Consider the following 14,314-nt stretch of genomic DNA (forward strand, 5'->3'; position numbering starts at 1 on the left):
GCCACGCCGATGACCATCGCCCAGCACCGCCTCGACGCCGCCGAGCTCGTCCGCACCCCGGAGGAGGTCCTCGTCGGGTTCGCGCGCACGCTGCGCGCCGCCGGGGTCAACGTCACCGCCGACCGCGAGCGCACCTACCTCGAGGCGGTCGCCGCCGTCGGGCTCGAGGACCCGGCGGCCGTCTACCACGCCGGCCGCGCGACCCTCTGCGCCTCACCGGCCGACCTCGAGCGCCACGACCTCGTCTTCGCCGAGTGGTTCGGCGGCACGAGGGCCGGCACGAAGCCCCGCGACCCCCTGAGCCGGCTCGTCCCCCGCGCGTCCCTCGGCGCCGAGGAGCCGAGGCCCGGCGAGGGCCGCGACGAGCCGGACGACGTCCACGCCCAGGCCTCCGCCACCGAGGTCCTGCGCCGCAAGGACGTCACGACCCTCAGCCGCCGCGAGCGCGAGGAGCTCGCGCGGCTCTTCGGTCGCCTCCGCCCCCGCGCGCCCCGCCGCCGGGCGCACCGCTGGGAGGAGTCCCCCCGCGGCGCCGTCGACGCCCGCCGCACGCTGCGCGCCATGCTCCGGCGGATGGGGGAGCCCGGCGAGGTCGCGTGGCGCCGCCGCGGCAGCCGGCCGCGTCGTGTCGTCCTCCTCCTCGACGTCTCCGGGTCGATGAGCGCCTACGCCGACTCGCTCGTCCGGCTCTGCCACACCTACTGCGTGTCGGACGTTCCGACCGAGGTCTTCACCCTCGGCACGCGCCTCACGCACGTCACCCGTCCGCTGCAGCAGCGCGACCCGGACCGCGCCATCGTCGCGGCGGGGGAGGCGATCCCCGACTGGTCCGGCGGCACCCGTCTGGCCGAGGGGCTCAAGGTCTTCCTCGACCGCTGGGGCCGCCGGGGGATGGCCCGCGGCGCGGTCGTCGTCGTGTTCAGCGACGGCTGGGAGCGCGACGCCCCGGAGGCGCTCGGCGAGCAGGTGCGGCGGCTGCACGCGGTCGCCCACCGGGTCGTGTGGGTCAACCCGCACCGGGGGAGGGCGGGCTACGAACCGGTCCAGGGGGGCATCATGGCGGTGCTGCCGCACGTCGACGACTTCGTCGCCGGGCACTCGATGGCGGCGTTCGAGGAGCTGACGGAGGTGGTCGCGCGTGCGTGACGTGCTGGACGAGCTGATGACCTGGTGGCGGGCCGGCGAGACCGTCGGGGTGGGGACCGTCGTCGCGACGTTCCGCTCGGCCCCGCGGCCGGCGGGCGCCTCGATGCTGCTCGGCCCGGGCGGCGAGGCCGTCGGGTCGGTGTCGGGCGGCTGCGTCGAGGGCGCGGTGTACGAGCTCTCGCAGGAGGTCGTCGACGGCGGGACGCCGGTGCTGCAGCGCTACGGCGTCTCCGACGACGACGCCTTCGCCGTCGGCCTGACCTGCGGCGGGATCCTCGACGTCTTCGTCGAGCCGGTCTCCCGGGCGACCTTCCCCGAGCTCGGCGACGTCGCCGACGACGTCGCCGCCGGGCGCCCGGTCGCGGTCGCCACCGTCATCGACCACCCGGACCCCGCGTGGCTGGGCCGCCGCCTCGTCGTGCGCCCCGAGGACGCCGAGGTGCCGGTCGTCGGCGAGATCGGCTCCCCCCGGGCCGACTCCGCCGTCGCCGACGACGCCCGCGGCCTGCTCGCCTCCGGCCGCACCGAGACCCTCACCTACGGCCCGGACGGCGAGCGCCGCGGCGAGGGGATGCGGGTCTTCGTCAACGCCTTCGCCCCGCGCCCGCGGATGCTCGTCTTCGGCGCCATCGACTTCGCGGCGGCGGTCGCCCACGTCGGCAGCTTCCTGGGCTACCGCGTGACGGTGTGCGACGCCCGGCCGGTGTTCGCGACCCGCTCCCGCTTCCCGGCGGCCGACGAGGTCGTCGTCGAGTGGCCGCACAAGTACCTCGCCGCCGAGCAGGAGGCCGGGGCGGTCGACGGGCGCACGGTCGTCTGCGTGCTGACCCACGACCCCAAGTTCGACGTGCCCGTCCTCGAGCGCGCGCTGCGCCTGCCCGAGGTCGCCTACGTCGGGGCGATGGGGAGCCGGCGCACCCACGAGGACCGGCTCGAGCGGCTGCGCGAGGCGGGCGTCACCGACGACGAGCTCGCCCGGCTCTCCAGCCCGATCGGGCTCGACCTCGGTGCTCGCACACCGGAGGAGACGGCGGTGTCCATCGCCGCCGAGATCGTCGCCCTGCAGTGGGGCGGAGGTGGCAAGCGGCTCCAGGACGTCGGCGGTCCCATCCACCACCACGGCGAGGACGCCGAGACCGCCGCACCTGCGCCCGTCTGAGGCGGATCCGACCGCATCCGCGGCGTCCATGCGGTGGCGTCGCGACCCGGTTGTGGCGCAACGCGATTCGGCGTGCCCCGACGGCCGTTTCCTGTGCGGAAAGCCGCAGCGACCTGTCCGGTCGGCGGGTTCGTCCATACCCCTTGCCGACCGACGATGGGTGAAGCAAGATCACGGACACGACCACGGATCCACTCGCGAAGGAGTCAATGATGACTCGGATCAACGTCACCGTCGACGGCGTCTCCAACGCCGACGACGTCGAACCCCGGATGCTGCTCGTCCACTACCTCCGTGAGGTCGTGGGCAAGGTCGGCACCGTCGTCGGGTGTGACACCAGCAACTGCGGTGCGTGCACCGTCCACCTGGACGGGCGCAGCGTCAAGTCCTGCAACGTCCTTGCCGTCCAGGCCGACGGCCACGAGGTGACGACCATCGAGGGGCTCGCCACCAACGGCGAGCTGCACCCGATGCAGACCGCGTTCCACGAGAACCACGCCCTCCAGTGCGGCTACTGCACACCGGGGATGATCATGCAGGCCGTCGACCTGCTCCGCGAGAACCCGGACCCCACCGAGGAGGAGATCCGGGTCGGCCTCGAGGGCAACCTCTGCCGCTGCACCGGCTACCACAACATCGTCAAGGCCGTGGCCGCCGCCGCCGGATCGATGAGCAGCGAGAGGAGCAACGCCTGATGACCGCCGTCGACGACCGCCCCACGACCGAGGTCGGCAAGGACCGCCGCCGCAAGGAGGACCAGCGCCTCATCACCGGCCGCACCCGCTGGACCGACAACATCCAGCTGCCCGGGATGCTGCACCTCGCGATGGTCCGCAGCCCCTTCGCCCACGCGAAGATCCTCTCGATCGGCACCGACGAGGCCAAGGCCGCTCCCGGCGTCCACGCCGTCTTCACCGGCGCCGACCTCGCCGACAGCCAGGGCGTCAACATCAACGCCTGGCCGATCACCCCGGACCAGGTCACCCCGACCCACCTCCCCGTCCCGAGCGAGCGCGTCGCGCACACCGGCGAGATCGTCGCCGTCGTCGTCGCCCGCAGCGCCGCCCTCGCCCGCGACGCGGCCGAGCTCGTCGACGTCGACTACGAGGAGCTGCCCGCCGTCCTCGACCTCAAGGAGGCGATGAAGGACGAGGTCCTCGCGCACCCCGACGCCGGGACGAACAAGTCGGCCTTCTGGCAGCTGGACTCCAAGGCGGCCGGCACCGGCGGCGACGTGGAGGAGGCCATCGCCAAGGCCCGCCAGGACGGCATCGTCATCGAGCGCGAGTACCGCCAGCAGCGGCTCGTGCCGGCCTTCATGGAGCCGCGCTCCACGGTCGTCGACCCCACGGGCGAGCAGGTCGTCATCTGGTCCGCGACGCAGGTGCCGCACATCCTGCGCTTCGCGATCGCCGCGACGATGGGCATCCCCGAGTCCAAGGTCCGCGTCATCGCCCCCGACGTGGGCGGCGGCTTCGGCGGCAAGCTGCAGACGACGCCGGAGGAGTTCGCGACGATCGCCATCGCGCGCAAGCTCGGCAAGCCCTGCAAGTACACCGAGACCCGCAGCGAGACGATGGTCTCGGCCCACCACGGCCGCGACCAGTGGCAGAAGATGACCCTCGCCGCCGAGAAGGACGGCACGGTCACCGCGCTCAAGGTCGACCTCCTCGCCGACCTCGGCGCCTACGTCGCGATCGTCGGCGGCGGCGTGCCCGTCCTCGGGGCGTGGATGTTCAACAGCATCTACAAGTTCCCCGCGTACCAGTTCAACTGCCAGACGGTGCTGACCAACAAGACGTGGGTCGACGCCTACCGCGGCGCCGGGCGGCCCGAGGCCACCTACGCCATCGAGCGGATCATGGACGAGCTCGCCGCGGAGGTCGGGGTCGACCCGATCGCCATCCGCGAGAAGAACTGGATCACGCACGACGAGTTCCCGTTCACCACCGTCGCGGGCATGACCTACGACTCGGGCAACTACGAGGCCGCGACGGCCAAGGCGCTCGAGCTCTTCGGGTACGACGAGCTGCGGGCGGAGCAGAAGCGCCGGCGCGAGTCCGGCGACACCGTCCAGCTCGGCCTCGGCGTCTCGACCTTCACCGAGATGTGCGGCCTGGCCCCCTCCCGCGTCCTCGGCTCGCTGAGCTACGGCGCCGGTGGCTGGGAGAGCGCGAGCATCCGGATGCTCGCCACCGGCACCGTCGAGGTCGTCTCGGGCGCCACCCCGCACGGCCAGGGCCACGAGACGGCGTGGAGCCAGATCGTCGCCGACCGCCTCGGCATCCCGTTCGAGAACGTCGAGGTCCTCCACGGCGACACCCAGATCGCACCGAAGGGTCTGGACACCTACGGGTCCCGCTCGCTCGTCGTCGGCGGCGAGGCGCTCGTCCGGGCGGCCGACAAGGTCATCGAGAAGGCCAAGCCCATCGCGGCCCACCTCCTCGAGGCCAGCGTCGACGACCTGGAGTTCGAGGCCGGGCAGTTCACGGTCAAGGGCACCGACAAGGGCATCGGCATCACGGACATCGCGCTCGCGACCTTCGCGGCGCACAACCTGCCCGACGGCGTGGAGCCGAGCATCGACGCCGACGCCACGTTCGACCCGGTCGACTTCTCCTTCCCGCACGGCACCCACCTGTGCGCGATGGAGGTCGACACCGAGACCGGGCAGAGCACGATGCGCAAGTACGTCTGCGTCGACGACATCGGGACGATCATCAACCCGCTCATCGTCGAGGGGCAGATCCACGGTGGCCTCGTCCAGGGCATCGCGCAGGCGCTCTGGGAGGGCGCGGAGTACGACGAGCAGGGCACGCTCGTGTCCGGGTCGTTCGTCGACTACACCCTCCCGACCGCGGCCGACACGATCAACTACGTCAGCGAGCACACGGTCTCGCCGTCGACGACCAACACGCTCGGCACGAAGGGCGTCGGCGAGGCGGGCACCATCGCCTCGACCCCGGCGGTGGTCAACGCCATCGTCGACGCGCTGCGGCCGATGGGCATCGACGACATCCAGATGCCGTGCACGCCCGAGCGGGTGTGGAAGGCCATCCGGACGGCCGGCGCCCAGCAGGACAAGGCCCCGACGGCCGACGCCCAGGCCCACTTCGGTGAGGGCGCACCCAACCAGGACCCGGCAGCCGGCACGACGGACGGAGCAGCGCAGTGATCCCCGCATCCTTCGACTACCTCGCCCCGACGAGCGTCGACGAGGCCCTCGCGGCGCTCGCCGAGCACGGCGACGACGCCAAGGTCCTCGCCGGCGGCCAGTCGCTCCTGCCCATCCTGCGGATGCGGCTCAACGCCCCCGAGACGGTCGTCGACCTCGGCCGGATCGAGGCGCTGCGCGGCATCCGGGACGGCGGCGACCACATCGCCATCGGCTCGATGACGGCGTACAGCGACATCGTGGCGAGCGACCTCGTGCGCGAGCACGCGGCCCTGCTCGTCAAGGCCGTCGAGACCGTCGCCGACCCGCAGATCCGCCACCGCGGCACCGTCGGCGGCGCGATCGTCCACGCCGACCCCGCCGGCGACGTCGGGGCGCCGATCCTCGCGCTCGACGCGACGATGGTCATCGCGGGGTCCGGCGGCGAGCGCACCGTGCCCGCGACGGAGTTCTTCCGCGACCTCTTCGAGACGGCGGTCGAGGACGGCGAGCTGCTCACCGAGATCCGCATTCCGAAGCACACCGGCTGGGGCGCCGCGTACGAGAAGTTCGTGCGCGTCGCCCACCAGTGGTCGATCGTCGCGGTCGCCGCGACGGTGCGCGTGGAGGGCGGCAGCATCGCCGAGGCGAAGGTCGGCCTGACGAACATGGGCAACACGCCGCTGCGCGCCAGTGCGGTCGAGCAGGCGCTCGTCGGCTCGTCCGCCGACGCCCTGGCCGACGCCTGCGGCGCCGCCGCCGAGGGCACCAACCCGCCGAGCGACCTCAACGGCGACGCCGACTACCGGCGCCACCTCGCCACGGTCCTCACCCGACGGGCCGTCCAGAAGGCCATGGAGGGCTGATCACCACATGGAGCTGACGCACGACTTCACCGTCCCCGCCGACGTCGACACGACGTGGGCCACGTTCATGGACCTCGAGCGGGTCGGCAGCTGCTTCCCGGGTGCCACCGTCACCGAGGTCTCGGAGGAGGGGTTCGCGGGGACGGTGAAGGTCAAGCTGGGCCCGATCGCCCTCCAGTACGCGGGCACCGGCCACTTCGTCGAGAAGGACGACGCGGCCAAGCACGCGGTCATCGAGGCCAAGGGCAAGGACAAGCGCGGCAACGGCACGGCCGGCGCCACGGTCCGCATCCAGCTGGCCCCGGACGGCACCGGCACCCGGGTCGAGGTCGTCACCGACCTCGCCGTCACGGGCAAGCCGGCACAGTTCGGGCGCGGCGTCATGCAGGACGTCTCGGACAAGCTGCTCGGCCAGTTCGTCGGCTGCATCGAGGGCGTGCTCGGCGAGGCGTCCGCCGCCGACGACGCACCGGACGCGCCGGCCGAGGCCGCCGACGCGTCGACCGCCGGCGCGGCGGCCTCGGCCGAGGCGCCGCCAACGACGGACGAGCCGGTCGCGGTGCCGACCGCGGGGGTCCCCGCGGCCGCGAGCCCCGCGCCCACGCCCGCTCCGCGCCCGGCGCCCCGGCCGGCGGCGAACGACGACGACGCGATCGACCTGGGGGCCACCGTGCTGCCGGTCCTCGTCAAGTCCTACGCGCCCTACGTCGTCGTCGGGGTCATCGGTCTCGTCATCGGGTGGCTCATCGGCAACCGCTGAGGCCCCGGCCGGCGGGCGTCGCGGTCAGCGCGCCGGCCTGACGCACGCCGGCTGCGGGCCGACGCGGCGCGCGCGGCTCGGGCTCGTCCGCCGGGCCGGGGTGTCGACGGTCGGGTGCGCGGCGCGCAGGTCGGCCGCGAGGCGACGGGCGTCCGCGTCGTCGACGTCGTGCGCCCGCAGCCACCGGTCGGCGCGGCCGCCCGCGTCGAGCGACGCGCGGCGGTGGGTCCGCTCGAGGAGGTAGACGACCGGGGCGACGAGCGCGCCGGTGACGGCGAGGGTGGTGGCGGTGTCGAGGATCTCCGTGATGGTCATGGCACGATCTTGTGCCTGATGCAGATCACGCCACCAGTGGCAGACCTGTCGCTGCTCGTCAACTTCCTGCCATACTCGGGGGGTGCCCCTCCGCTCCGTCGCCGTGATCCTCCAGGAGCCCGTGCAGCTCTTCGAGTACGCCGTGCTCGCCGAGGTCTTCGGCATCGACCGCACCGACGACGGGTGCCCGCCCGTCGACTACCGGGTGTGCGCCGAGCGGCCCGGGGCCCTCGACGCGGGCAACGGCACGAGCGTCACCGCGGCCCACGGCCTCGAGGCGGCGCTCGACGCCGACCTCGTCGCGGTCCCCGCCTCCTCGAGCGCCGACCAGCCCTCGCCCGAGGTGGTCCGTGTCGTGCGCGCGGCGGCCGAGCGGGGGGCGTGGGTGCTGTCCGTGTGCTCCGGGGCCTTCACGCTCGGGGCCGCGGGGCTCCTCGACGGCCGCCGCTGCGCCACCCACTGGCGCCACGCCGCCGACCTCGCCGCCCGCTTCCCCCGGGCGAGCGTCGACCCCGACGTCCTCTACGTGCACGACGGCACCGTCGTGACGAGCGCCGGGACGGCGGCGGGCATCGACGCCGCGCTCTACCTGGTGCGGCTCGAGCTCGGGGCCGCCGTCGCGGGCCGGATCGCCCGGCGGATGGTCGTCCCGCCGCACCGGGACGGTGGCCAGCGCCAGTTCGTCGAGCGACCCGTGCCGACGACCGAGGCCGAGTCGCTCGGGCCGGTGCTCACGCACGTCCTGGACCGGCTCGACGAGCAGCACGCCGTCGCCGACCTCGCGCGCCTCGCGGCGATGTCGGAGCGGACCTTCGCCCGTCGGTTCGTCGCCGAGACGGGCACGACGCCGCACCAGTGGATCACCGAGCAGCGCGTGCTCCGGGCGCGCGAGCTGCTCGAGGAGACCGACCTGTCGGTCGAGGACGTCGCCCGGGACGCCGGCTTCGGCACCGCCGCGCTCCTGCGGCACCACTTCACGAAGTGCACCGGTCTCTCGCCCACCGCCTTCCGCAGCCAGTACCGCTGCCCCGAGGGTGCCTGAGGGTCGGAATGGGCCCGCGCCCGCCGTCGTTCTCCTCGCCATGAGCACCATCGGACTCGTCGGAGCAGGACACATCGGGAGCACCCTGGCCCGGCTGGCGGTCGCCGCCGGCCACGACGTCGTGCTCAGCAACTCGCGCGGCCCCGAGACGCTGCGCGACCTCGTCGAGGAGCTCGGCCCGCTGGCCTGCGCCGCGACCCCGCAGGAGGCCGCGAAGGCCGCCGACCTCGCCGTCGTCACCGTGCCCCTGGTCGCCCTGCGCGACCTCCCGGCCGCGGAGCTCGCCGGCAAGGTCGTCATGGACACGATCAACTACTACCCGGAGCGCGACGGGCACGTCGCCGCGCTCGACGACGAGAGCACGACGACGAGCGAGCTCGTCCAGGAGCACCTCGCGGACAGCCGGGTCGTCAAGGTCTTCAACAACATCACCTCCGGCGCCCTCGGCACGCTCGCCCGCCCGGCAGGAGCGCCCGACCGCTCGGCGCTCGCCGTCGCGGGCGACGACGCGGACGCCAAGGCCGCCGTCACCGCCTTCCTCGACTCCATCGGCTACGACGCGCTCGACCTCGGGCCGCTCGCCGAGGGCTGGCGCACCCAGCGCGACACCGCCGCCTACGGGCTGCCGTACGCCGACGGCGACGACTGGTCCCACCCCGTGCCCGCCGACGCCGCGCGCCTGCGCGAGCGGGTCGCCGCCGCCCGCCGCTACCGCGACATGTGAGGCGAGCGGCCCGCCCCGGGCCGCTCCTTCACACGATCTCCACACGTCACGCGGGCGCCCCCCACGCCGGTGTCCCTAGTCTCGTCGGCATGAGCGAGGGGAGCAGCGGGGCGCAGGTCGTCCTCGTCGTCGAGGACGAGCCGACCATCCGGCAGGCGGTGGCCGACCGGCTGCGCGCCGAGGGGTTCGGCGTCGTCACGGCCGGCGACGGCCCGGCGGCCGTCGTCGCGTTCGAGGAGCACGACCCGGACGCGGTGCTCCTCGACGTGATGCTCCCCGGCTTCGACGGCCTCGAGGTGTGCCGGCGCATCCAGGCCCTGCGGCCGGTGCCCGTGCTCATGCTCACCGCGCGCGACGACGAGACCGACCTGCTCGTCGGTCTCGGCGTCGGTGCGGACGACTACGTGACCAAGCCGTTCTCGATGCGCGAGGTCGTCGCCCGGCTGCGGGCGCTGCTGCGCCGCGTGGAGCGGGCCGAGCAGCTGGCCCGCTCGACCGGCCGGGTGGACCTCGCGGGCCTCGTCGTCGACCCCGCCACCCGGCGGGTCGCGGTCGACGGAGTCGAGGTCCACCTCACGCCGCTGGAGTTCGACCTCCTCTGCGCCCTCGCGGCCGCCCCGGGTGTCGTGCGCCCGCGGGAGGAGCTGATGCGCGAGGTCTGGGGCTGGGGTGACGCCTCGGGCACCCGCACGCTCGACAGCCACGTCAAGGCGCTGCGCGCGAAGATCGGCGCCGACCGGGTGCGCACCGTGCACGGGGTCGGCTACGCCCTCGAGGTCGTGCGGTGAACGCCGACCGCCCCCTCGACGGGGTCACCTCGATCAAGCTCAAGCTCGGCGTCCTCGTCGGCGCGAGCGTCCTCGCCGGCGTGCTCGTCGCCGCCATCGGCGACGGCGCCGGGGTGCCCTGGTGGACGAGCCTGCCGGTGACCGCCGGCGCGGCCGTCGCGGTGACGCAGTGGCTGGCGCGGGGGATGACCTCGCCGCTGCGCGAGATGACCGGGGCGGCCCGGCGGATGGCGGCGGGCGACTACGGCCAGCGCGTCGCGACGAGCTCGTCCGACGAGGTGGGCGAGCTGGCGCGTGCGTTCAACGCGATGGCCGCGGACCTCGCGGGCGCCGACCTCGAGCGGCGGCGGCTCGTGGCCACCGTCTCCCACGAGCTGCGCACGCCGCTGACCGCCCAGCGGGCCCTGCTGGAGAACCTCGTCGACGGCGTGTCGACCCCGGACCGCGCCACGCTGGAATCCGCTCTCGCGCAGGCCGAACGGCTCTCGGCGCTCGTCGAGGACCTGCTCGACCTCTCTCGTGTCGACGCCGGGGTGGCTCCGCTCGCCCTCGCGCCGGTGCCGGTCGAGTCGCTGCTCACCCGGGCGGTCGACGAGGCGCGGGTCGCCGCCCGGCCGGTCCGGGTGCGCCACCGGGTGTCGCCACCCGACCTCACGGTGACCGGTGACGCCGCACGCCTCGCGCAGCTCGTGGCCAACCTCGTCGACAACGCGGTGCGGCACAGCCCCGCCCACGGCGACGTCCGGCTCGACGCACGCGCGGGCGAGGCCGGCCGCTGGGTGCTCGAGGTCCGCGACGACGGCCCCGGCATCCCCGCGGCGGACGCCGAGCGCGTCTTCGAGCGGTTCGGTACCGGCGCCGACGCCGCCGGCGGGACCGGTCTCGGGCTCGCCATCGTCCGCTGGGTCTGCGAGCTGCACGGCGGCCGCGTCGAGGTCGTCCCGACGCCAGCCGGCGCGACCGGCGCGACCCTGCGGGTCACCCTGCCGACCGCCCCCAGCGACCGGCGCCCCTCGCACGTCCGCGAGGAGCTCGCCGCTTCCACCCCGTCCAGCGACCCCGTCCCACCGACCACACCGGAGCCCGTCATGACCGCGACCCCCTCGGCCCCAGCCGTCCCCTACGGCGGGGGAGCCGGGCCCGTCGACGGCGCCGTCGCGCGCCTGTGGCCCGAGCCCGACGGCCGTCCCCGCGTCGGGGTCGTGGCCGCGGCGCTCGGCATCGGGCTGCTCGGTGCGCTGACGTGGGTCGACCGGAACATCGGGCTGGTGACGAGCCTCGTCATGCTCGCGACGGGGGGGCTCATGTGGGTCGTCGCGCGGCACCGGCGCGACCCGTGGACGGTCGCCGGCGGGGTCGCCGCCGCCCTGCTCGCGCTCGTCCCCACGCTGCGCGACGCCGGGGGCGTGGTCGTCCTCTCGGTGCTCGCCGGGGTCGCCGTCACGGCCGCCGCCCTGACCCGGGCGCACGGGTTCCTGGCCATCGTCGCGAGCTGGGCGGCGTGGCCGCTCTCGGCGCTGCGCGGCCTGCCCCTGCTCGGGCGGACCCTGACGGCGACGAGCCGGGTCGGGATGCTCTGGCCGGTGGTGCGGACCGTCGCGGTCTCCGCGCTCGTCCTCGTGGTCTTCGGCGGCCTGTTCGCCACCGGTGACGCCGTGTTCGGCTCGTGGGCGGCGGCCCTCGTGCCCGACCTCGGGTGGGACTCGATCGTCGTCCGCGGGTTCACCTTCGTCCTCCTGTCCGGGGTGGCCCTGACCGGTGCCTACCTCGCGCTCAACCCGCCACAGGTCGACGCGGTCGTGCTGCCCGAGCGGCGGCGCGGGCGCCCCGTGTGGGAGTGGGCGGTCCCGGTCGGCCTCGTGCTCGCGCTCTTCGTCGGCTTCCTCGTCGCCCAGGCCGCGGCGCTCTTCGGCGGGGACGCCTACCTGCGTCGCACGACCGGCCTCACGCACGCCGAGTACGTCCACCAGGGGTTCGGCCAGCTCACCGTCGCGACGGCGCTGACCGTCCTCGTCATCACGACGACCCTGCGGGTCGCCGCGCGGGAGTCGGCGCGCGACCGGCTCGTCCTGCGGGCGCTGCTCGGCGGGCTCGGGCTCGCGACGCTGGCGGTCGTCGCCTCGGCGCTCTCGCGGATGTCGCTGTACCAGGACGCGTTCGGCTACACGGTGCTGCGCGTCTTCGTCGACGGGTTCGAGCTGTGGCTCGGCACGGTCGTCGTGCTGCTCCTCGTCGGCGTGCTGCGGCTGTCGTGGCGCTGGGTGCCCCGGGCGGTCCTCGTGGCGGGGGCGGTCTTCACCCTCGGCTTCGCCGCGATGAACCCCGACGCGTGGGTGGCGGACCGCAACATCGACCGCTACGAGGCCGGCCGCACCCTCGACCTGCTCTACCTGTCGAGCCTCTCCGCCGACGCGGCACCGGCCATCGCCGACCGCCTGCCCCGCGACGTGGTCGAGTGCATCGCCGCCTACGCCCCGGTGTCGAGCCTCTGGGGGGATTCCGGCCCGGGTCCGGACGACTGGCTGTCGTGGAACCTGGGCCGATCCCGCGCGGTCACGGCCTTCGACGGGGTCCGGCCGCAGCCCGGATCCGCGCCGGCCTCGTGCGACGCGGTGATGACCGACACGCTCCGACGCTGAGCCCCCACCCGTCGAGTGAACAGGACGCGCCGTCCGCAGCAGGGTGCCGGCGGCGTGTTCTGTTCACTCGACGGGTGAGCCGTCGTGGATGGCATGCTGCGGCGCATGGACGCCCGCACCGTGCTCGTGCTCAACGGACCGAACCTCAACCTGCTCGGCGAGCGGGAGCCGGCGGTCTACGGCCACGAGACCCTCGCCGACGTCGAGCGCCTCTGCCGCGAGGCGGCCGCACGGCACGGCCTGACCGTCGACTTCCGGCAGTCCAACCACGAGGGCACGCTCGTCGACTGGGTGCAGGAGGGGCGCTCCGGCATCGCCGGGATGGTCGTCAACGCGGCCGGGTACACGCACACGTCGGTGGCCCTGCGCGACGCGCTCGCGGCCTGCCGGGTGCCGCGCGTCGAGGTGCACATCAGCGACATCCACGCGCGCGAGGAGTTCCGCCACTTCTCCTACCTCGCCGACGTCTGCGACCACCACGTCGTCGGGCACGGGGTCGCCGGCTACGCCGAGGCCGTCGACTGGTTGGCGTCCCGTCCCGCGGGGTCGTGACCCGCGGCCGATCGGTCCGACCCGGTGGTCCCTACGGCCGATGTCGGTCGAAGCCGGCCACGGGGCCGGGGGGCTCTCCCTAGCCTTGCCGCATGCGACCGCCGTCCCTCCCGAGGCCCCGGGACCGCGAGACGGCCGCCCGCTTCGGCGCGGTGCTCTGTCTCGTCGCCGGAGGGCTCAGCGTGATGATGACGAGCCTCGTCCCCCAGGGCATGTCCACCGGGATGAAGGCCGCCGTCATCGGCGCGTCGCTCGCGATGATGGTCGTCGGGGCCCTCCTCGTCGTCGCCGGCGAGAGGCTGCAGTCCTGGCTCTGGCTCCCCGTCCCGCTCCTGGGGATCCTCACCATCGTGCTCTCCGGCCTCGCGTCGCGCGACGCGTCGGCGTCGGGGCAGGTCTTCCTCTGCGCGCCGGTCCTGTTCGCCGCCTCGCAGCTGCCGGGGGCGTCGGCCTGGCTCGTGACCACCTGTGCCGTGGTCGCCGACGGGGTCCTCGTGGTGTCGGTCACGCCGTCCGGTGACGCCGCCGTCGACCTCCTATACGTCAGCGTGGCGCTCGTGCTGAGCACGTGGCTCCTGGTCCGGGCCGGTGAGCGCAACGCCCGGCTCACGGACCGGTTGCGGGAGCTGGCGGCCGTCGACCCGCTCACGGGACTGGTCACGCGTCGGGTGCTCGACGACGCCGCCCGGTCCGCCCTCTCCGTCGCCGACGGTGACGGCGGGACGGCGCTCGTCCTGCTCGACGTCGACGAGTTCAAGACCATCAACGACACCTGGGGGCACCCGACGGGGGACGCCGTCCTCGTCCACCTGGCCGACACCGTCCGCCGGCACGGTGGACCGGGGGCCGTCATCAGCCGGCTCGGCGGTGACGAGATCGCCCTCCTCCTCCCCGGGAGCACGCACGAGGCGGCGCGTCGTCGTGCGTCCGAGCTCGTCGAGGCCGTCCGCGCGAGCCCGTTCCAGCGGGCGCACGACGAGGCGATCGCGCTGACGATCAGCGTCGGCGTGGCCCACGCCCCGACGCACGCGGTGGACCTGCGTCACCTCTACGCGGCCGCGGACCGGGCGCTGTACGTCGCGAAGCGGGCCGGGCGCGACCAGGTCGGCACCGTTCCCGCCGAGGTCGTGACTTCCGGGTAGGTAGTTGGACGTCCTACTATCTCGGGA

13 protein-coding genes are annotated in these 14,314 nt (G+C 74.3%); 12 read left to right on the forward strand and 1 reads right to left on the reverse strand.

Annotation, left to right across the window (positions count from 1 at the left end):
* Positions 1 to 9: 9 nt before the first annotated feature.
* From IG69_RS0103390 to IG69_RS0103415, 6 genes are all read left to right on the forward strand, one after another.
* Entirely contained in the window at positions 10 to 1,146 is a 1,137-nt protein-coding gene (locus tag IG69_RS0103390; protein WP_030526770.1) for a vWA domain-containing protein, read from the forward strand.
* Entirely contained in the window at positions 1,139 to 2,305 is a 1,167-nt protein-coding gene (locus IG69_RS0103395) for an XdhC family protein (protein WP_030526771.1), read from the forward strand. The genes IG69_RS0103390 and IG69_RS0103395 overlap by 8 nt, the downstream gene beginning before the upstream one ends.
* 212 nt (positions 2,306 to 2,517) lie before the next feature.
* Positions 2,518 to 3,000, forward strand: coding sequence for a (2Fe-2S)-binding protein (locus IG69_RS0103400; RefSeq protein WP_030526772.1), 483 nt, complete (start codon positions 2,518 to 2,520; stop codon positions 2,998 to 3,000).
* Positions 3,000 to 5,480, forward strand: coding sequence for a xanthine dehydrogenase family protein molybdopterin-binding subunit (locus tag IG69_RS0103405; protein WP_030526773.1), 2,481 nt, complete (start codon positions 3,000 to 3,002; stop codon positions 5,478 to 5,480). The genes IG69_RS0103400 and IG69_RS0103405 overlap by 1 nt, the downstream gene beginning before the upstream one ends.
* Positions 5,477 to 6,325: an FAD binding domain-containing protein gene (locus tag IG69_RS0103410; protein WP_030526774.1), complete on the forward strand. Its 849-nt coding sequence runs from the start codon at positions 5,477 to 5,479 to the stop codon at positions 6,323 to 6,325. The genes IG69_RS0103405 and IG69_RS0103410 overlap by 4 nt, the downstream gene beginning before the upstream one ends.
* 7 nt (positions 6,326 to 6,332) lie before the next feature.
* Positions 6,333 to 7,085, forward strand: coding sequence for an SRPBCC family protein (locus IG69_RS0103415; protein WP_030526775.1), 753 nt, complete (start codon positions 6,333 to 6,335; stop codon positions 7,083 to 7,085).
* 24 nt (positions 7,086 to 7,109) lie between these two features.
* Here IG69_RS0103415 and IG69_RS0103420 read toward each other — a convergent pair whose 3' ends face one another.
* Entirely contained in the window at positions 7,110 to 7,400 is a 291-nt protein-coding gene (locus tag IG69_RS0103420; RefSeq protein WP_030526776.1) for a hypothetical protein, read from the reverse strand.
* Positions 7,401 to 7,482: 82 nt separating this feature from the next.
* On the opposite strand from IG69_RS0103420, the gene IG69_RS0103425 reads away from it, so the two are divergent.
* From IG69_RS0103425 to IG69_RS0103450, 6 genes are all read left to right on the forward strand, one after another.
* Positions 7,483 to 8,442, forward strand: a complete 960-nt coding sequence (locus tag IG69_RS0103425) for a GlxA family transcriptional regulator (RefSeq protein WP_051750117.1) — start codon at positions 7,483 to 7,485, stop codon at positions 8,440 to 8,442.
* A gap of 40 nt (positions 8,443 to 8,482) precedes the next feature.
* Complete coding sequence (locus tag IG69_RS0103430) at positions 8,483 to 9,166, forward strand: NADPH-dependent F420 reductase (RefSeq protein ID WP_030526778.1); 684 nt, start codon at positions 8,483 to 8,485, stop codon at positions 9,164 to 9,166.
* 89 nt (positions 9,167 to 9,255) lie between these two features.
* Positions 9,256 to 9,954, forward strand: coding sequence for a response regulator transcription factor (locus tag IG69_RS0103435; RefSeq protein WP_030526779.1), 699 nt, complete (start codon positions 9,256 to 9,258; stop codon positions 9,952 to 9,954).
* Positions 9,951 to 12,593, forward strand: coding sequence for a DUF4153 domain-containing protein (locus IG69_RS0103440; RefSeq protein ID WP_030526780.1), 2,643 nt, complete (start codon positions 9,951 to 9,953; stop codon positions 12,591 to 12,593). The genes IG69_RS0103435 and IG69_RS0103440 overlap by 4 nt, the downstream gene beginning before the upstream one ends.
* Before the next feature lie 105 nt (positions 12,594 to 12,698).
* The gene (gene aroQ, locus IG69_RS0103445; protein ID WP_030526781.1) at positions 12,699 to 13,145 is read left to right on the forward strand and encodes a type II 3-dehydroquinate dehydratase; all 447 of its coding nucleotides are present in this window, start codon (positions 12,699 to 12,701) and stop codon (positions 13,143 to 13,145) included.
* Positions 13,146 to 13,237: 92 nt separating this feature from the next.
* A complete protein-coding gene (locus tag IG69_RS0103450; RefSeq protein ID WP_051750119.1) occupies positions 13,238 to 14,287 on the forward strand; it encodes a GGDEF domain-containing protein in 1,050 nt (349 codons plus the stop codon).
* Positions 14,288 to 14,314: the final 27 nt, after the last annotated feature.

The organism is Phycicoccus jejuensis (assembly GCF_000720925.1).
Lineage (GTDB): Bacteria > Actinomycetota > Actinomycetes > Actinomycetales > Dermatophilaceae > Phycicoccus > Phycicoccus jejuensis.

Bases quoted from the DNA above. Each gene is read 5' to 3' on its own strand.
- IG69_RS0103390 (WP_030526770.1), top strand. From the start codon at position 10: ATGACCATCGCCCAGCACCGCCTCGACGCCGCCGAGCTCGTCCGCACC.
- IG69_RS0103400 (WP_030526772.1), top strand. From the start codon at position 2,518: ATGACTCGGATCAACGTCACCGTCGACGGCGTCTCCAACGCCGACGAC.
- IG69_RS0103405 (WP_030526773.1), top strand. From the start codon at position 3,000: ATGACCGCCGTCGACGACCGCCCCACGACCGAGGTCGGCAAGGACCGC.
- IG69_RS0103415 (WP_030526775.1), top strand. From the start codon at position 6,333: ATGGAGCTGACGCACGACTTCACCGTCCCCGCCGACGTCGACACGACG.
- IG69_RS0103420 (WP_030526776.1), bottom strand. From the start codon at position 7,400: ATGACCATCACGGAGATCCTCGACACCGCCACCACCCTCGCCGTCACC.
- IG69_RS0103430 (WP_030526778.1), top strand. From the start codon at position 8,483: ATGAGCACCATCGGACTCGTCGGAGCAGGACACATCGGGAGCACCCTG.
- IG69_RS0103435 (WP_030526779.1), top strand. From the start codon at position 9,256: ATGAGCGAGGGGAGCAGCGGGGCGCAGGTCGTCCTCGTCGTCGAGGAC.
- aroQ (WP_030526781.1), top strand. From the start codon at position 12,699: ATGGACGCCCGCACCGTGCTCGTGCTCAACGGACCGAACCTCAACCTG.
- IG69_RS0103450 (WP_051750119.1), top strand. From the start codon at position 13,238: ATGCGACCGCCGTCCCTCCCGAGGCCCCGGGACCGCGAGACGGCCGCC.